The organism is Georgenia sp. Z1491, from assembly GCF_057652395.1.
Genome location: NZ_CM172729.1, coordinates 2,657,561 through 2,674,434, shown reverse-complemented (window position 1 = coordinate 2,674,434; position 16,874 = coordinate 2,657,561). Strand labels below are relative to the sequence as shown.

The 16,874-nt window shown below is 72.9% G+C and carries 15 protein-coding genes; 5 read left to right on the top strand and 10 right to left on the bottom strand.

All coding sequences use genetic code 11. The annotated features are described in order from the left end of the window. Nucleotides 1-6 precede the first annotated feature (6 nt). From AC24HA_RS12330 to AC24HA_RS12320, 3 genes are all read right to left on the bottom strand, one after another. Entirely contained in the window at nucleotides 7-2,082 is a 2,076-nt protein-coding gene (locus AC24HA_RS12330) for an HNH endonuclease signature motif containing protein (protein WP_487563514.1), read from the bottom strand. A 289-nt stretch (nucleotides 2,083-2,371) separates the two neighbouring features. After that, nucleotides 2,372-2,794, bottom strand: coding sequence for a CBS domain-containing protein (locus tag AC24HA_RS12325; RefSeq protein ID WP_425708663.1), 423 nt, complete (start codon nucleotides 2,792-2,794; stop codon nucleotides 2,372-2,374). Nucleotides 2,795-2,825: 31 nt separating this feature from the next. Further along, nucleotides 2,826-3,470 (bottom strand): hypothetical protein, encoded by a 645-nt coding sequence (locus tag AC24HA_RS12320; RefSeq protein ID WP_425708662.1) that lies wholly within the window; start codon nucleotides 3,468-3,470, stop codon nucleotides 2,826-2,828. An 84-nt stretch (nucleotides 3,471-3,554) separates the two neighbouring features. On the opposite strand from AC24HA_RS12320, the gene AC24HA_RS12315 reads away from it, so the two are divergent. Continuing rightward, nucleotides 3,555-4,034 carry an aminoacyl-tRNA deacylase gene (locus tag AC24HA_RS12315; protein WP_425708661.1) on the top strand — a complete coding sequence of 160 codons (480 nt, stop codon included), beginning with the start codon at nucleotides 3,555-3,557 and terminating at the stop codon, nucleotides 4,032-4,034. A gap of 128 nt (nucleotides 4,035-4,162) precedes the next feature. Here AC24HA_RS12315 and AC24HA_RS12310 read toward each other — a convergent pair whose 3' ends face one another. From AC24HA_RS12310 to AC24HA_RS12300, 3 genes are all read right to left on the bottom strand, one after another. Further along, nucleotides 4,163-5,548, bottom strand: coding sequence for an NAD(P)/FAD-dependent oxidoreductase (locus tag AC24HA_RS12310; RefSeq protein ID WP_425708660.1), 1,386 nt, complete (start codon nucleotides 5,546-5,548; stop codon nucleotides 4,163-4,165). Between the two features lie 88 nt (nucleotides 5,549-5,636). Then, complete coding sequence (locus AC24HA_RS12305) at nucleotides 5,637-7,379, bottom strand: thiamine pyrophosphate-binding protein (protein ID WP_425708659.1); 1,743 nt, start codon at nucleotides 7,377-7,379, stop codon at nucleotides 5,637-5,639. Between the two features lie 151 nt (nucleotides 7,380-7,530). Next, complete coding sequence (locus AC24HA_RS12300; RefSeq protein ID WP_425708658.1) at nucleotides 7,531-8,556, bottom strand: ABC transporter substrate-binding protein; 1,026 nt, start codon at nucleotides 8,554-8,556, stop codon at nucleotides 7,531-7,533. Nucleotides 8,557-8,708: 152 nt separating this feature from the next. Between AC24HA_RS12300 and AC24HA_RS12295 the strand changes: the two genes are divergently transcribed. The 3 genes from AC24HA_RS12295 to pheT all read left to right on the top strand — a co-directional run bounded on the left by AC24HA_RS12295 (nucleotide 8,709) and on the right by pheT (nucleotide 13,441). After that, a complete protein-coding gene (locus tag AC24HA_RS12295) occupies nucleotides 8,709-9,623 on the top strand; it encodes a LysR family transcriptional regulator (RefSeq protein WP_425708657.1) in 915 nt (304 codons plus the stop codon). Between the two features lie 88 nt (nucleotides 9,624-9,711). Continuing rightward, nucleotides 9,712-10,806 (top strand): phenylalanine--tRNA ligase subunit alpha, encoded by a 1,095-nt coding sequence (gene pheS / locus AC24HA_RS12290; RefSeq protein ID WP_425708656.1) that lies wholly within the window; start codon nucleotides 9,712-9,714, stop codon nucleotides 10,804-10,806. Nucleotide 10,807: 1 nt separating this feature from the next. Continuing rightward, nucleotides 10,808-13,441: a phenylalanine--tRNA ligase subunit beta gene (pheT, locus tag AC24HA_RS12285; protein ID WP_425708655.1), complete on the top strand. Its 2,634-nt coding sequence runs from the start codon at nucleotides 10,808-10,810 to the stop codon at nucleotides 13,439-13,441. Nucleotides 13,442-13,542: 101 nt separating this feature from the next. Here pheT and AC24HA_RS12280 read toward each other — a convergent pair whose 3' ends face one another. Genes AC24HA_RS12280 through AC24HA_RS12270 form a run of 3 tightly spaced genes read right to left on the bottom strand, consistent with a single transcriptional unit; the run spans nucleotide 13,543 to nucleotide 15,231 of the window. After that, nucleotides 13,543-14,541, bottom strand: coding sequence for a hypothetical protein (locus AC24HA_RS12280; protein WP_425708654.1), 999 nt, complete (start codon nucleotides 14,539-14,541; stop codon nucleotides 13,543-13,545). Between the two features lie 4 nt (nucleotides 14,542-14,545). Beyond that, nucleotides 14,546-14,818, bottom strand: a complete 273-nt coding sequence (locus tag AC24HA_RS12275) for a hypothetical protein (RefSeq protein WP_425708653.1) — start codon at nucleotides 14,816-14,818, stop codon at nucleotides 14,546-14,548. Then, nucleotides 14,815-15,231: an SseB family protein gene (locus AC24HA_RS12270; protein ID WP_425708652.1), complete on the bottom strand. Its 417-nt coding sequence runs from the start codon at nucleotides 15,229-15,231 to the stop codon at nucleotides 14,815-14,817. The genes AC24HA_RS12275 and AC24HA_RS12270 overlap by 4 nt, the downstream gene beginning before the upstream one ends. 258 nt (nucleotides 15,232-15,489) lie before the next feature. On the opposite strand from AC24HA_RS12270, the gene AC24HA_RS12265 reads away from it, so the two are divergent. Beyond that, nucleotides 15,490-15,990: a flavodoxin domain-containing protein gene (locus AC24HA_RS12265; RefSeq protein WP_425708651.1), complete on the top strand. Its 501-nt coding sequence runs from the start codon at nucleotides 15,490-15,492 to the stop codon at nucleotides 15,988-15,990. 6 nt (nucleotides 15,991-15,996) lie between these two features. Here the strand turns inward: AC24HA_RS12265 and AC24HA_RS12260 are convergent, their stop codons facing one another. Next, complete coding sequence (locus AC24HA_RS12260) at nucleotides 15,997-16,836, bottom strand: hypothetical protein (protein WP_425708650.1); 840 nt, start codon at nucleotides 16,834-16,836, stop codon at nucleotides 15,997-15,999. Nucleotides 16,837-16,874 lie beyond the last annotated feature (38 nt).

Here is a 16,874-nt window from a genome sequence, read left to right as displayed (position 1 = left end):
TCGGTCTTATGTGATCCGGGTGCTGGTGGCGTCGATGCCCGTGCCCGTGCCCGTGTCCGTGCCCGCCCCCGCCCGCGTTCCTGTCGTGTCGTTCTTGGTCGGGCCGGGATCGGTGACGAGTGCCATGGGTGTGGTGGGTTCGATGGGGTGGCCATTGCGGGCGTGGAAGTGCCAGTGGCCGGTGCGGCGGGTGATGGTGATGTTGCGGGCGTGGACGAGGTCGTGGTGGTGCCAGCACAGCAGGATGCCGTGTTCGACGCTGGTGGGGCCGTTGTCCCGGTACCACTGCAGGGAGTGGTGGATCTCGCCGAAGCCTGGTGGTTCGCTGCAGTCGGGGTACTGACAGTGGCCGTCGCGGGCGATGATCGCCTTGGTCATGTTGGCGGGGAAGATGCGTTTTTCTCTCCCGACGTCCAGGACGGTGGACTCGGGGCCGAAGATCACGCGGGACAGGGCGCTGTCGCAGGCCAGGCGGGCCAGCAGCGTGGGCGGGACGGGGGTGCCGTCGGCCAGGGTGGCGGGCTCGAGCCCGGTCATGGCCTGGTGGTCGATGGCGGTGGAGATGACGTGGTCCTCGCCCGGGGTCCAGGCTGCCAGCCACTGACGGGCTTCGTCGGACAGGTCGAAGATGGTGAGGTCGGTGCCGGGGTCGCGGGGCCCGCCCGGCGCGGACAGTGTGGCGTCGGCCGTGACCGGCCATGAGGCGTCGCCCGCGCCCGTGCCGGTGGTGGTGAGTCCGAAGCTCGCCCCCGGCGGGTAGCCCGCGCCGGTGTTGCCGTCGGTTGCGGTGGCTGCGGGCGTGACGTCAACGGCGTGTCTCGCACGCTCGCTGCTCTCAGCCGGGGTGCTGGGTGGGATGACGGATCCGGTGGCTGCGGCGAGGCCGCGGAGGGTGTTGATGTCGACGGTGACGGTGACGTGTGGTCGGACGCGGGCGTGCGCGCTTTGGAGTCCGGTGTCCAGGGACTGGTGGGCGAGGGAGACCAGGGCGGCGGCGCGGCGTTGGGCGGGGGTGCGGGTGTCGTTGGCGTTCTTGGTGCCCATGTGGGCGGTCAGGGCGGTGTGAATGACCTGTCCGGAGAGCTCGTCGAGCCAGCCGTTGACGTGGTAGCCGCCCAGCGTGGGGGAGATGCTGAGCTCTTCCTTGGAGTCGGCCTCGCGCCAGGCGCGGTCCGCGGCCTCGGGGTCGGCCATGGTGGCCCATTTCTTGACCACGCGGGCGAAGTCGTTGGCGTGCATGATCTCTGCCTGCGCGACGAGGAACGCCTCGCCGAGGCCGTCGTCGTCGAGCCTGGCCCGCAGCTCGGTGGTGGTGACGGCCTCGCGGACCAGGACGTTGACGTGCTCGACGCCGATCCGCGCCTCGGCCAGGGCTGTGGCGGTGCGGGGGAGGTGGTCGCGCAGGGTGCGGGCCTGGGCGATCTGGCGGCCCGCGGCCGCATTGCTCGTGCCTGCGTGGTGTCGGACGTAGGCCTTGAAGGTCCGCCACCCCTCCAACGCCCACAGCCCGTTGCCCTCGGCGGCCGTGAGCACGCCGGCGCGGGCAGCGCTGAGCTTGCGCTCGACCTGTTCGAGGAGCTGGTGGGCCTGGTGGACCCGCTCCCCGGGGAAGGAGTGCCAGTCCGTCGCGGTGACCGCGTCACACGCCGCGGCGACCTGCGTCAGGAGCTCGACCGGATCGCAGGCGGCAGCCCCCGGGCGGTCGAACGACAACGCATCGGTAGCAGGGCCGGCATCGAGGGTCGCTACGGCGGTGCTGTGCGTGCCGGCGTCCTCGCCATGGTCCTGCACCTCGCCGCTGCGGTGGACAGGGTCGGTGGCCGTGGACCCGGACATGTACGGCTCGACGTCCGCGTCGACACCGGTGGTGCCGATCAGCTCGTGCTCGGCGTCGGGGCCGAGGAAGTCGGCCATCCAGCTCTGCAGGTCGGCCTCACGAAGAGGGAGCGCTGCCAGGTCCTGGTCGGCCAGCGGGTCCTCGGCCGCCCAGTCTCGCAGGGCCTGTTCGTCCCACCAGTCCTCGAGCTCGGACGAGAGCCTGTGGACGTCGATCTCCCCGATGTCAGTGGTCGTCGGCATCATTGCTCTCACCCCCTCGAAGCTCTGTACACCCCACCCTAGTCGAACTGGTGTTCGAATGCAAGCCCTGTGGGGACTCAGTTTCGGAGGCGGAGGGAGGGAGATCAGCCCCAGCAGGGCGGAGGGCCTGCGGATACTCCGGGTGGTCTCCGGGTGGCCCGCTGGCCGGCGTCGCAGCGGGGCGGTCGATGCGGGGATCGTCACGGGCGCTGCACCCCGCGGCCGATGTTCCTGTCAGCCCGTGGGCGTGGCGCAGAGCGCCGCACGCGTCCGTCAGCGCAGCACGCGCACGTCAGCCGTGGACGTACCCCTCGAGGTGGTCACGCTCGGCCTGCAGCTCGTCGAGCCGATTCTTCACGACGTCGCCGATCGACACGATCGCGACCATCCGCTCCTCGTCGACGACGGGCAGGTGCCGCACCCGCTGCTCGGTCATGGTGCGGGCGAGGGTCTCGAGCTCGTCCTTGGGCGCGCAGGTGACGACGTCGTGGACCATGACGTCCCGGACGTGCCGGCTCGTCGCGCCGTTCTCGCGCAGGAGCGGCAGAAGGTCGCGCTCGGCGACGATCCCGTCGACCCGACCGTCGGAGTCCGAGACGACGACGGCGCCGATCCGGTGCTGCTCGAGCAGGTCGAGGAGCTCCCCGATGGTGGCGTCGGAACGGATGGTGACGACCTCGTGCCCCTTGCGGCGGACCACCTCGTCGATGCGCATGGAGCGATGCTAGTCGCTCCTATGGCGTGGGTCACGCGCCGCGGGGTTCCGAGGTGTCCGGGGTTGAGGGGATCGGACCCTCGCCTGCGGGCCGTACCGCCGTGCTGAGAGCGGCGACGGCGCCGAGCGCGAGACCCACCTTCGTGTGCGGGGACGAGACTCCCCGTCGCCCGAGGCGCTCGCCGAGTCGGTGCAGCAGGCGCTCCTGCATCACCGTGGCGACCGTCGTCAGGGCGAGGACGCCGCCGACGACGCCCACGACGGCGGCTGGGGACAGGCGACCGAGCGCGCCTGCGAGGCCGCTCGTCGGGGCGTCGTCCGCCGCTGGGCCGGACGTCGCAGTGTCCTCGCGCGTATCCGGGACGGTCGTCCCGTTGCCGACCGCGAATGTGACGGCAGCCGCACCCTCGCGCACGCCACCGGCGTCTTCATCGCGCTCGGTCACGTCCTCGTGGCGCCCTGAACCGCGCTCGGCCACCTCGTCGTGCACCTCCGGTCCGTCGCTCGAACGGTTGAGAACGGCGGACAGGGCGAGGCCGCCGAGCAGCAGACCGATCTTGGCGGGGACGCGTTCCCCCCTTCGGGGCAGGTGATCGGGCAAGGCATACCAGGCGCACACGATCACACCGGTGACGGCGGCGTTCGCCACGTTCCTGAGTCGATCCGCGCTGAACATCCATCCAGGTTACGGGCCCGGCCCCGGCCGCGGGCGGTGGCCCTCGGCGACCGACCGAGCCGGCGGGCGCCGTAGGCTCGGGCCATGAACGAGAAGAGCGAGACGTCGGTGTCGACCCCGGCGACCGAGGCGGTCCGTGCGTCCGGCATCGAGCACGAGATCACGAGCCACGGCCGCGTCTCGTCCCTCGAGGAGGCGGCAGCCGCGCGCGGCGTCGAGCCCCGCGACCTCGTGAAGTCGATGGTCGTGCGCATCGACGACGAGCACTACGTTATCGCCCTGGTCCCCGGCGACCGCCAGATCTCTTGGCCCAAGCTCCGGGCGCTCCTCGGTGTCTCACGGTTGTCGATGCCCGACGCCGCGCGCGCGCTCGAGGTCACCGGATACGAGCGCGGCACGATCACGCCCTTCGGGTCGACCACCGCGTGGCCGGTGATCGCGGACGAGGCCGTCTCCGGCAGACGGATCTCGATCGGCGGGGGAGCGCACGGTATCGGCATCACCGCGCAGGCCGACGACGTCGTCGCGGCCCTGAGGGCACGCCTCGCCGACATCTCGGAGTAGCAGGAGCGAGCTCGCACGCCGTTCCTCGTCGGCCGTTCGTCGTCTCCCGCCGGACGCGCGACCGGAGCAGCGAGACGCCGGCCCACCCCGCGGACGGGGGCGGGCCGGCGCGCTCACACCTGTGGCGGCTACGTCCCCGCGGGGGCCTTGATCTCGGGCTTGCCACCGGACACGTGCGTGCGCGGGAACCGGGCCTCGGGCGGGGCGTCGCCGACGATGATGTTGTGTCCGCCGCGCCACGTGAGGTAGCGCGAGCCGAGGTTGACCATGGTCGCGACGCGGTTGCGCTGGCCGAGCAGCGAGATGAGGTGCACGCCGGTCCAGATCGTCCACGCCGGGAACCCGGTGAGGTTCGGCAGCCCGCGGACCTCGGCGACCGCCGAGCTGCGGCCGATCGTGGCGAGGATGCCCTGGTCGTCGTACGTGAAGGGTCGCGCCCGGCGCGCGGGCCGGTGGTCGCGGGCCGCGCCGGTCTCCTCGGCGATGACGGCGCCGACGTACTCGCCGCCCTGGATGGCCGGCTGCGCGAGCTGGGGCAGACCGGCCGGGCTGATCGCGGCGTCGCCCACGGCGTAGACGTCGTCGACGCCGACCACCCTGAGGTACTCGTCGGTCTCGAACCGGCCGCCCTTGCCCTGCGGCAGGCCCCACTCGCCCACCTGCTGGTAGGCGGTGACGCCACCGGCCCAGATGACCACCATCGCCGGCAGGAACGTGCCGTCGGCGAGCTCGACGCCGTCGGAGCGCACCTCCTTCACACCGTTGCCGAGCCGCAGGTCCACGCCGCGCTCGCGCAGGGCGTTGGCGGTGTAGCGCTGGCTGTGCTCGGAGAAGGGCAAGAGCAGGTTCGGCGCCATGTCGACGAGCGTGACGTGCATCCGCGCCTTGTCGATGTCCGGGTAGGCGATGGGGAAGTCCTTGTTGCGCAGCTCGGCCAGTGCCCCGGCCGTCTCGACTCCCGTCGCGCCGCCTCCGACGACGACGACGCGCACGTCACCCGGGTCGGGGTGCTGGGCGGCCGCCTCGAGCCGGGCGAACAGGGTGTCGCGCAGGCGGATGGCCTGGCTGCGCGTGTAGAGCGGGTAGGCGAGCTCGTCGGCGCCGGGCGTGCCGAAGAAGTTCGCGGTCACCCCGACGGCGAGGACCAGGCGGTCGTAGCGCATCCGCCGGCCGTCGGCGAGCTGGACGCGGTGCGCCTCGGCGTCGACGCCGGTGATCTCCCCGCGCACCACGCGCAGGTTCTTCTGCTTGCCGCGGGCCGAGCGCAGGAAGTAGGAGATGTCGCCGGGGTTCAGCGTGGCGGTGGCCACCTGGTAGAGCAGCGGCTGGAACGTGTTGTAGAGGTTCTTGTCGACGAGCGTGACGTCGACCTCGGCGTTCTTCAGGGCGCGCGCGGCGGCCAGTCCGCCGAATCCTCCGCCCACGATGACGATGTGCTCGCGCACGCCGCGACGGTTCGGGCTGGGCTCGAGCCGCTTGAGGCCGGGGACGTCTGATTCGGTCGGTACGGTCATGCCACAACCGTAGAACCGGTTCCGCCCCAGGGGCGAGTGGCGATGGCCACCCCGACGACGTCGTCGGGCGCGCGGCCCGGTCGGACCGCTACGCGTCGCCCTGGAAGACGTGCTCCTCGACCCACGAGCGTAAGACCGTGGTCTTCGCGTCGACGACGAGCGGGCGCGAGCGGTCGCCGTCGAGCCACGCCCGGACCTGCTCGACGTCTCCCACCTCGCGCACGGTGACGCCCTCGCAACCGAAGCCGCGGGCGATCGCAGCCACGTCGGTCTCGGGGAACGTCACGGTCGTCATGTCGTCGCCGGCGTCGAAGTGGTGGATCTCGGCGCCGTAGGCGCTGTCGTTGTAGACGACCACCATCAGCGGGAGCCGCTCGCGCACCGCGGTGTCCAGCTCGACGAGGCTCATCATGAAGCCGCCGTCGCCCACCGCGACGACCACCTGGCGGTCCGGCCGCGTCACGGCGGCCCCGACCCCGATGCCGAGCGAGAGCCCGATCGACTGGAAGGCGAGCGGCAGGATCATGCCGCGGGCGTCGGGCACCGACAGGAAGTTCGCGGGATACCCGGTGAAGTTGCCGGCGTCCGTGACGACGACGCGCTCGGCCGGGATCACGCGCTCGAGCGCGAGCGTGAGCGTGCGTGGGTCGATGCGGCCGTCCCCGGAGGTGTCCTCGTAGGGGACGTCGGGCCAGAGCACGCCGGAGTCGAGCAGCGCGCGCACCCGTGCGCTGCGGTACCCCTCGCGCGGAGCGGCACCGCCGGGGGCGGAGCCGGCTGCGAAGCCGTTCGAGGTGCCGGCCGGCGAGGCGGGCGCGGAGCCGGCCTCCGGACCGCGCGCGGAGGATCCTCGCGCCCACGTCGAGAGGCGGTCCGTCACCGCGGTCGCGGTGAGCGCGGCGTCCCCGACGACGCCGAGGTGGACGCTGCGGTGCTTCCCGATCGCGGCGGCGTCGCGGTCGACGTGCACGAGCCGTGCGTTCGCCACGAGGTCGCCGTTGCGGCACGTCCACCTGTTGAGGGCGACGCCGAGCCCGACGATGAGGTCCGCCCCCGCGATGAGGTCGGCGACGCCCGGTGAGGAGAACCCGCCCATGACGTCGAGCGCCCAGGGGTTCCCCGCGAACAGGCCCCGCGCGACGGCGGAGGTCGCGAGCAGTGCGCCGCTCGCCTCGGCGAGGCGCTCCAGCTCGGCGCGCGCGTGGCGGGCCCCGCGCCCGGCGACGATGACGGGCCGGTCGGCGCTCGCCAGCAGTCGCGCGATCTCGTCGGCACCGGCCGGGTCCGGTGCCGGGACGTGGACGGGCACGGCCGCCGGGACGCTCGCCGGGGACCACTCGACGTCCTCCTCCTGGACGTCGAGCGGCATGTTGAGCACGACCGTCCGGCCGTGCTCGAGCGCGAGGCGGTGGGCGGCGGCGGTGTCGGCGACGGCGGTCCGCGCGCTGTGCACCCGCGCGACCTCGATCCCGAGCGCGCGCAGGGCGCCCGCCTGGTCGATCCAGAAGTTCGACGTGTGACGCGCCGTCGGCGGGGTGTCCCCGACGATGACGACGACGGGACTGCCGCTCTTGGCGGACTCGGTCAGGGCCGTCATCGCGTTCGTCAGGCCGCAGCCCTGGTGGAGGCTGACGACGGCGACCCGGCCCGTGAGGCGCGCGTAGGCGTCGGCCATGAGCGCCGCGCCGGCCTCGTGCCGGGAGGCGACGAACCTTCCGCCGTGGTCGGTCAGGGCGTTGGTGGCGTGGAAGTTCCCGCTCCCGACGACGCCGAACGCCTGCTCCACGCCGAGCTCGACGAGAGTCCGGCCAACTGCTTCTGCGACGCGCATGGTGCTGCTCCTGATCTGCCGGGTCCGGCGCTCTGGTGGGCCGGTACGCCCGGTGGGTCTGCTGGTCTGGTACGACTGTCCGGGCACGCCCCGGCGACGCGGCCGCGGGCGGTGCGGCCACGTCGCCGGTGGTGCGTGCTCGGGCTCCGGCCTACTCCTCGAGCGGGAGGACGAGCTCGAGGTCGGGCTCGGCGGCGAGGATCCCGAACCGGGTGGCGGCCTCGCCGAGCTCGGTCATCGCCTCGACGTTGAACTCCGTGCGGAACGTGGGCAGCGCGATCTCCGCCAGCACGTCCTCGGGGATCTCGGTGTAGGTGCCGATGATGTCGCGCACGGCGTCGGGGTTCTCCGCGGCGTACTCGAGCGAGCGGTTCATCGCAGACCGGAACGAGGCGACGAGCTCCGGGTCGTTCTCGATCGTGTCGCCGGACGCGAAGTAGCCGGCGATGTCGAGGTCGGGGATCTCCTGGAACGGCCAGGCGATCACCCGGTTGCCGCTCTCGACCGCCGCGGTGATGAACGGCTCGACGATCATCGCCGCGTCGACGTTGCCGGCCTCCACGGCGGCCTGCGCGTCCGGGAAGGCGATCTCCACCCACTCGACCGTGTCCGGGTCGCCGCCCGCGGCCTCGATCGAGTAGCTGGCCGTCGCGCCGGTGATGTTGGAGAAGTTGTTCACCGAGACGGTGAGGCCCTCGAGCTCGTCCGCACTCTGGATCTCGGAGTCCTCGGAGACGACGAGCGCGCCGAAGCCGCCCTCGGAGCCCTCGGCGGAGGTCCCGTTGGTCACGAACCGGACGTCCAGGCCCTGCTCGACGGCGAGCATGATCGAGATGACGTTGCTGAAGGCGAACTCGTTCTCCCCGGACACGACGCCGGCCATGGCCTCCGCGCCGCCGCCCGTCGTCGTGATCGTGACGTCGAGCCCCTCCTCCTCGAAGAAGCCCTCGTCGACGCCGAGCCACACGGCCGCGGTGTCCGCGATGGGGATGGCGGCCACCGTGACGGGCGTGAGCTCACCGCCTCCGGCGTCCCCGCCGCCGTCGGAACCGTTCTCGTCGGCCGCCGTGTCCTCGCCGCCGCCGTCGTCGTCCTCGGTGGAGTCGTCGCCGCCCCCGCAGGCGGCCAGGGTCAGCATGGCGACGGCGAGCGTCGGCAGTGCTCTCGAGGTTCTCATCTGCACTCCTTCGTGCGGCTGGCCCGGTCGGCGGTGACCGGCACGCGGCCCCGCACGTCGGGAGGCCGCCACCCGTGATGCTAGCGGCGCTCCGTATGCACGACCAATGACATTGCTTCTCCATCGACATGCACCACATCTATGATCGGCGGGTGGCCGACGTCGACCTGGATCTCCTCGCGACGTTCGTCCGCGTCTACGAGGCGGGCAACGTCACGCGGGCGGCGGCGGACCTCGGCCTGTCCCAGCCGACGGTGAGTCACGCGCTCGGCCGGCTGCGACGGCGCCTCGACGACGAGCTCTTCGTGCGCGCTCCTGGCGGGGTGCGGCCGACCGAGCTCGCCGACGCTCTCTACCGCGACTCGGCCGGCGCGATCGGTGCGCTGCGGGTCGCCGTCGAGCGGGCGCGCGGGTTCGACCCCACGACGTCGCAGCGCCGGTTCCGGCTCGCGCTCACGGACCTCGGGGAGACCGCGATCCTGCCCGGCGTCGTCGAGCGGCTCGTCGACGAGGCGCCGCGCGTCGACCTCGAGGTGGTGGCGATGGACGTCGACCAGGCGCGCACGTGGCTGCTCACCGGCGAGGTCGACCTCGCGGTCGCCACCACGACGCTGGGCGGGGGACTGGCCGACGACCTGCTGTTCGACGAGTGGTACGTGCTCGCGATGCGCCGCGGGCACCCGCTCGCGCACGTGCGCCTCACGCCGGAGCACGTGGCCGCCGCCTCCCACGTGGTCGTGCCGGTCGCCGTCGGGCACCGGATCCCCGAGCAGGTGATGGACCGGCTGCACATCGACCACCGGGTCGCGCTGAGCACGCGCACGTTCGCGGCTGTCCCCGCGATCCTCGAGCGCACCGACCTCGTGGCCGTCCTCCCGTGGGGCGCCTACCGGTCCTACCCGGGGCGTGCGGGCCTGGTGACGCGCAGCCTGCCGTTCGACGTCCCCGAGGTCTCGGTCCGGCTCTACCACCGCCGCGAGGGGCTCTCGCCCGCGGTCGAGTGGCTGCGCCGCACGGTCGTGGCCGCGTCCGTCCGGCCCGACGACTGGGCCGACCCCGAGGCGTAGCCGCGCTCCGCCACCCCGCGCTCCGCCACCCCGGGCGCCGCAATCCCGCGGTCAGGCCCGGCCCGCTGCGTCGGTAGGATCGGGAACCGTGCCCATCGACGACCCGCAGCCCCTGAGCCCGCTCGACGAGGCCGGCATCGATGCCGCCGTCACCGCCGCGACCGACGCGTTCGCCGCGTCGGCCACGCTCGAGGAGCTCAAGGCCGCGCGCCTCGCCCACGTCGGCGACTCCTCGCCGATCTCGGGCGCCAACCAGCAGATCCGGCATCTCGACAAGGCCGACAAGCCCGCCGCCGGCAAGATCCTCGGCCAGGCCAAGGGCCGCGTCCAGCGGGCGCTCGCCGCCCGGCAGGCCGAGCTCGAGGCGGAGGAGGCCGAGCGGGTCCTGCGCGAGGAGACGGTCGACGTCACCGTGCGCCGACCGCGCCCCGCCGGCGCCCGCCACCCGCTGACCGGGCTCATCGACGAGGTCTCCGACCACTTCAGCTCGCTCGGCTGGCGGATCGCCGAGGGCCCCGAGCTCGAGCACGAGTGGTTCAACTTCGACGCCCTCAACTTCGGCGTGGACCACCCGGCGCGGCAGATGCAGGACACGTTCTACGTCGGCGAGGTCACCGATCCGTCCGGGACGGCGATCGACGGCGCCGCGGACGGCCTCGTCCTTCGCACCCACACCTCACCCGTCCAGGCGCGCGAGCTGCTCGACCGTGAGCCGCCCGTCTACATCGCCTGCCCGGGCAAGGTGTTCCGCACCGACGCCCTGGACGCCACGCACACCCCGGTGTTCCACCAGGTGGAGGGCCTCGCCGTCGACGAAGGTCTGACGATGGCCCACCTCAAGGGCACGCTCGACCACTTCGCCCGCGCGATGTTCGGCCCCGAGGCGCGCACGCGCCTGCGCCCGAGCTTCTTCCCGTTCACCGAGCCGAGCGCCGAGATGGACCTGTGGTTCCCCCAGAAGAAGGGCGGCGCCGGCTGGATCGAGTGGGGCGGCTGCGGGATGGTCAACCCGGCCGTGCTGCGCGCCGTCGGCATCGACCCGAAGCGCTACACGGGCTTCGCGTTCGGCGTGGGCGTCGAGCGCGCGCTCATGCTGCGTCACGGCATCGCCGACATGCACGACATCGTCGAGGGCGACGTCCGCTTCACCCAGCAGTTCGGCACCACCGGAAGGGGCAACTGAGATGCCGTACGTCCCGATCTCCTGGCTCGCCGAGCACGCGGCCGTCCCCGCCGGCACCTCCGCCGAGCAGCTCGCCGAGGACCTCGTCCGCGTCGGGCTCGAGGAGGAGGGCGTCGTCCCGCCCGCCGTCACGGGGCCCCTCGTCGTCGGCCGCGTGCTGTCCCGGGTCGAGGAGACCCACGCCAACGGCAAGACGGTCGGCTACTGCCGGGTCGACGTCGGTCAGCTCAACGACGCCCCGGGTACCGGCAAGGAGCCCGCCGACGTCGCCTCCCGCGGCATCGTCTGCGGGGCGCCCAACGTGTACGCCGGCCAGCTCGTCGTCGTCGCCCTGCCCGGCGCCGTCCTGCCCGGCGACTTCCGGATCTCGCCCCGGAAGACGTACGGGCACGTCTCCGACGGCATGATCTGCTCCGCCGCCGAGCTCGGCCTGTCCGAGGACCACGACGGGATCATCGACCTCGGTGACCTCCTCGGCGCCGAGGCGGCCGACGACCTGCCGCTCGGCTCGGACCTCACCGGCGTCCTCGGCCTGGGCGAGGAGGTCCTCGAGATCAACGTGACCCCCGACCGCGGCTACTGCTTCGCCATGCGCGGCGTCGCGCGGGAGTACCACCACTCCACCGGTGCGGCCTTCACCGACCCGGGCCTGCCCGAGAACCTGCCCGGCGGCGCGGTACCCGCGCCGACGGCCGGTGCCTTCGGCGTCGAGCTCGCCGACGAGGCCCCGATCGACGGCGTCGCCGGCGCGGACCGGTTCGTCACCCGCGTCGTGCGGGGCATCGACCCCGCCCGCCCGACGCCGACGTGGCTGTCCGCCCGCCTCCGCGCGAGCGGCATGCGCCCGATCTCGCTGGCCGTCGACGTGACGAACTACGTCATGCTCGACCTCGGCCAGCCGATCCACGCCTACGACCTGGGCGCGCTGGCGGCCCCGATCGTCGTGCGCCGCGCGGCGGCGGGGGAGCGGCTGACCACCCTCGACGACGTCGAGCGCACGCTGCACCCCGAGGACCTGCTCATCACGGACTCCCCGGCGGGCCACGGTTCCCGGGTGCTCGGCCTGGCCGGCGTCATGGGCGGCGCCTCGACGGAGGTGTCCGCCTCGACGACCGACGTGCTCGTCGAGGCCGCCCACTTCGACCAGGTCAGCGTCGCCCGCACCGCGCGCCGACACCGGCTGCCGTCGGAGGCCGCGAAGCGGTTCGAGCGCGGCGTCGACCCGCTGCTCGCGCCCGTGGCCGCGCAGCGCGTCGTCGACCTGCTCGTCGAGCTCGGCGGAGGGACCGCGGACGAGGCGATGGTCGGCGACGTCGGCGAGCCCGCCCTGCCTCAGGCCATCGTGTTCGACCCGGCCGAGGCGCGCCGGCTCGTCGGCGTCGACTACTCCCGCGAGCGCGTGGTCGAGCTGCTCACGCAGATCGGCTGCACGGTCGGCTTCGGGACGCTCGGGTCCGAGACCGACGCGGGCATCGAGCCCTCCGGGCCGCTGGCGGTGACCCCGCCGTCGTGGCGCCCCGACCTCGTCGGCCCCGCGCACCTCGTGGAGGAGATCGCCCGCCTCGACGGCTACGACGAGATCCCCTCGATCCTCCCGTCGGCCCCGCAGGGCGGCGGCCTCACGCGGGCGCAGGTCCGGCGTCGGGACGTGTCCCGGACGCTGGCCGAGGCCGGCCTCACCGAGGTGCTCACCTACCCGTTCATCGGTGACGTCCACGATCTTCTCGGCTACGCCCCCGACGACGAACGGCGCGCCGTCGTGCGCCTGTCCAACCCGCTGGCGGAGGACGCCGGCGCGCTCCGGACGTCGATCCTCGACACGCTGCTCGAGGCGGCGCGCCGGAACGTCGCGCGCAGCTCCGGGCCGCTCGCGCTGCTGGAGACCGGGCTCGTCACCCGCCCGTCGGGGACGGTCGCGACGAGCACGCCGAGCGCAGCCGAACGGCCGTCGGACGACGAGCTGGCCGCCCTCGACGCCGCCGTCCCGGACCAGCCTCGGCACGTCGCGGGCGTGCTCGGGGGCGTCCAGGTCCCCGCCGGCCCGCTCGCTCCCGGGCGCGCCGCCGACTGGGCCGACGCCATCGAGCTCGCCCGCACCGCCGCCGCGGTGGTGGGGGTCGAGGTCCGGGTCGAGGCCGACGCGATCGCGCCGTTCCACCCGGGCCGCAGCGCGCGGATCGTCGGCGTGGGCGTGGCCGACGGCGAGGACGCGGTGCTCGGGCACGCCGGCGAGCTGCACCCGGACGTGGTCAAGGGGCTCGGCCTGCCGGCCCGCACGGCCGCGTTCGAGCTCGACCTCGACGTGCTGACCTCCGCCCCGACCGAGCCCGTGCAGGTGCGTGCCGTGTCGACGTATCCGTCCGCGAAGGAGGACTTCGCGTTCGTCGTCGCGGCCGTGATACCGGCGGCGGACGTCGTGGGCTCGGTGGCCGAGGCGGCCGGCGAGCTCGCCGAGGAGGTCCGCCTGTTCGACGTCTACTCCGGCGACCAGGTGGGCGAGGGCCGCGTGAGCTACGCCGTGGCCGTGCGCCTCCGGGCACCCGACCGCACGCTCACGGCCGAGGACATCGCCGAGGTGCGCGAGCGGATCGTCACCGAGGTGGGCACGCGGCACGGGGCGACGCTCCGCGGCTGAGCCTGACCGGTTCGGGGCGCAGCCCTTCGTCGAGAGTGCGGTACGCGCCCGTCGAGCACGGTCCGCGCAGATCGAGCATGCGGACCGGCCGATCATCCGGACTAGCCGAAGGGCCAGACCTTCTGGGCCTTGTCGAAGATGTCGTCGGTGACGTCGTCGATGAGGTCGTCGGCGCGGGTGCGGATGTGCTCGGGTACATGCTTCTCGTAGAAGGGGCCCGCGGCCCACCCGATGAACGGGATGGACTCGACCATGACGGTCGAGTCGTCGTCACGGGTATAGAGGTCGTACCCGGTCAGGCCCCAGCCCACGAACGGCACCGACTTTCCGATCCTCTTGGTCCACTTCGCCGCCCCGGCGTTGTCGTTGCCGTACTGCCAGGTTCGGCTGCGCGGCCGGCGGTTGCCCTTGGCGGGCATCTCGTCGGACCGCTGATACCAGTCCTCGGCCCGCCGGTCCCACCGCTCGGCCGCCTCGCGCAGCCCGGCCTCACCGATCTCCATCCCGGCCGTCATCGTGACACCGGTGAGCAGGTCCAGGCCCGCCTGGGCCTGCACCGCCTCGAGTGCCGGCCCCAGGTCGGAGTCGATCCAGTCCAGAAGCTCCTCCTTCTCGCGCGTGACCTTCGTCAAGGCATCGTCGTAGGCATCGACCTTCTCCTGCTGGAGGCGGTGGTCCTCCATCTCTCGCAGGTAGTCGCCGAACGTGCGGTTCCGGTTGAACGGGTTCCAGGCGGCGACACCCGGCGCCGGGTCCGGCTCGAGGATGAGGAACCCGCTGACCTCGAGGCCGTCGTCGACCGCCCCTGTGCGGATGGTCGTCATCTCGGACTGGAGCAGCCGAAGCTTCGTGTTGTACGTGCGGACCTTGCCCTCGGCGTCGTCCGTCCGATGGTTCGCCTCCGAGAGCGCGTCGCTCAGGTCCGAGCCCCACGCGTTGTAGGCATCTCCGGCGTCGCCGAAGAATCCCTGGCTCCCCTGCTGGACGGCGAGCGCGGCGCCGTTCGAGGCGGCCACCAGTGCCTCGTGCGCCTTCTTCAACCAGTCGGCGACCTCGAGCACGACGTCCGGGTCACCGGGCACCTCGGTATCGATCGGCATCGCGTCACACCGTCCCGAAGAGTGCTGCAGCGTCGTCGTCGTCCTCCTGGAAGTTGTCCCAGGTGTACTGGAGCACGGCGGCCACCTCGGCGTTGTGGGTGATCGAGCTCCCGATCCACTCCGCGATGCGTGCCACGATGCCCGCGACCTCGACGTCGCCCCAGCCGAAGTCGCCGTCGGCCGGTTCGGCGAGCTGGGCGCCGGCGTCCGCGGCCTCGAGGTGATACCGCTTCATGGCATCGAAAGTCATCTCGTCGAGCTGAAGAACGTCACTCATCGGCTGGTGCTCCATCCGGGCATGGCCCTCAGAGTGGTGGGTGGTGTCGCGCGCGTCAGCGGCCTGTCGGAAGCGGATCTCGTGTCCGCCTGGCCGGTGGTCCCCAGCTGGGCAGTGGCGGCCAGTTCTTCGGCGCTGGGCGCCGGGTGGCTGGCGTCGTGGTCGATCACGACGACGTGCGCGAGGCCCTCGCTGATCGCGGTCTCGAGGCCGGCGAGGCTCATGAGAGCCCAGCCGTGCTCGACGCCCCGTGCGGACTGGAGCCGGTCGAGCGCGGTGTAGACGGGAAGACCCGTGCGCCCGTCCTCCTGCTCGAGCAGGTCGTGGTGCGGAGACCCGCTGTGGGCGCCGGGGCTGACCGGCACGTAGACGATCGGAGGGAGGACGATCGAGCTCGTCACGGGGATCTTCATGCGGCGCCTTACGGGGTACGAGAGTGCTGGGGACGAGGACTTACGTTATTTCGGTCGGCGGGGTCACGTCAGCGTGGAGGTGGGGGAGTTCGGTCCTGCGGGGGTGGAGGTCGTCCGGCCGCACGGCCCGGCCAGAGCCGTGACCGCATGCGGACGCCTCCACCGCGCCGGGAGCGGTCCTGCTCGCCCAGCGGACCGTCCGTCCCCGGGGACGATGGTCCCTGGTGGGCGAGCTGCGTCGTCGGTCATCGTGAGGTCATGAAGATCCTCGTCGTCACCAGCTCCCGGCACGGCGCCACCGACGAGGTGGGCGACCGCATCGTCGACGTGCTGCGCTCCGCCGGCCACCTCTCGCGTCGCGTCGCGCCGTCGTCCACGGTCTCGCTCGACGGCGTGGACGCCGTCGTCGTCGGCTCGGCCGTCTACATGACGCAGTGGATGGAGTCGATGCGCGCCTTCGTCACCGGCCGCGCGGACGTCTTGAGGGCGCTCCCGGTGTGGGTGTTCTCGGTGGGGCTCGCGGGCGTACCCCACGGCGAGGTGCAGGACCCGATGCGGGCCGCGCGCTTCATCTCCGCCCTGGACCCGATCGACTACCGCACGTTCCGCGGCCGCCTGGACCCGAGCCTGCTCGGCCTGCGGGAGCGCAGCGTGATCCGCATGGCCGGCGGCATGGAGGGGGACTACCGGGAGTGGGACAAGATCGAGGCCTTCGCGGGTGAGATCGCCGCACAGCTCACCGAGCACGCCGGCGCCTGAGCGCGCTCACAGCTCGGCGGCGGCCTGTCCCGGGTCGGTCTCGGCGAGCAGGCGGGTCGCGGCGTCGGGGGAGTCCGCGAGCGAGCGGAGGATCGAGAGCAGGACGGCGGGGTCGCCCGGGTAGGAGGCCAGCGAGAACGTCTCGGTGAGCTGCGGGTCCTCGACGACCGTCGTCGCCCGCCCGCGGCCCGTGCTGCCGCGGCGCTCGCGGCCGATGGGCGCCGAGCTCGACACCTTCACGCGTGCCCCGGCCCCGGGGACCGGCTCGATCGAGCGGACCCGCGACCACATCACCGTGCGCGTGGTCATCACGGCGTCGACGACGAACGTCTCGGGCGTGATCGTCGTCCGCGCGGTGCGCAGGCGGCCCCGGCCGATCTCCCACGCCATGGGCAGGCCCGCGAGCGTGGCGACGAACATCGGGAGCGTGAGCCACGGCGGTGGCAGCACCGCGCTCGAGCCCTGCAGAAGAACGTCGACGGCGAAGAACGGGCCCGTCAGACCCGCCGCGAGGAAGGCCGAGAACGCGAGGCGGGCGACCGACGGATCGGCCTCGAGGCGGAGGTATCCCTCCGGCGAGCGGGCCGCGACGAGGGTCCCCGGCCGGCGCCGCGAGCGCGGCCCGAGGAGGGCCGCCAGACCGAGGAGTGCAGCGAGCGGCAGCAGAAAGACCCCGACGGTGCCCAGCAACGTTCCGCTGGTCGGCATCGTCACGGCGGCGTACGCGAGCCCGACGGCGAGGACGCCGAGCAGCGCCTCCGGCCAGAAGCGCGTGACCGGCCGGTCCCACTCGGGGGGACGGGGAGCGGTCTCGGAGGTGCGCCGGTACGTCCGCTGCTCGTCCACGGACTCAGGGTAGTTGGCGCGGGTGCGGTGACCGACAC

Bases quoted from the DNA above. Each gene is read 5' to 3' on its own strand.
- AC24HA_RS12330 (WP_487563514.1), bottom strand. From the start codon at position 2,082: ATGATGCCGACGACCACTGACATCGGGGAGATCGACGTCCACAGGCTC.
- AC24HA_RS12325 (WP_425708663.1), bottom strand. From the start codon at position 2,794: ATGCGCATCGACGAGGTGGTCCGCCGCAAGGGGCACGAGGTCGTCACC.
- AC24HA_RS12320 (WP_425708662.1), bottom strand. From the start codon at position 3,470: ATGTTCAGCGCGGATCGACTCAGGAACGTGGCGAACGCCGCCGTCACC.
- AC24HA_RS12315 (WP_425708661.1), top strand. From the start codon at position 3,555: ATGAACGAGAAGAGCGAGACGTCGGTGTCGACCCCGGCGACCGAGGCG.
- AC24HA_RS12310 (WP_425708660.1), bottom strand. From the start codon at position 5,548: ATGACCGTACCGACCGAATCAGACGTCCCCGGCCTCAAGCGGCTCGAG.
- AC24HA_RS12305 (WP_425708659.1), bottom strand. From the start codon at position 7,379: ATGCGCGTCGCAGAAGCAGTTGGCCGGACTCTCGTCGAGCTCGGCGTG.
- AC24HA_RS12300 (WP_425708658.1), bottom strand. From the start codon at position 8,556: ATGAGAACCTCGAGAGCACTGCCGACGCTCGCCGTCGCCATGCTGACC.
- pheT (WP_425708655.1), top strand. From the start codon at position 10,808: ATGCCGTACGTCCCGATCTCCTGGCTCGCCGAGCACGCGGCCGTCCCC.
- AC24HA_RS12280 (WP_425708654.1), bottom strand. From the start codon at position 14,541: ATGCCGATCGATACCGAGGTGCCCGGTGACCCGGACGTCGTGCTCGAG.
- AC24HA_RS12275 (WP_425708653.1), bottom strand. From the start codon at position 14,818: ATGAGTGACGTTCTTCAGCTCGACGAGATGACTTTCGATGCCATGAAG.
- AC24HA_RS12270 (WP_425708652.1), bottom strand. From the start codon at position 15,231: ATGAAGATCCCCGTGACGAGCTCGATCGTCCTCCCTCCGATCGTCTAC.
- AC24HA_RS12265 (WP_425708651.1), top strand. From the start codon at position 15,490: ATGAAGATCCTCGTCGTCACCAGCTCCCGGCACGGCGCCACCGACGAG.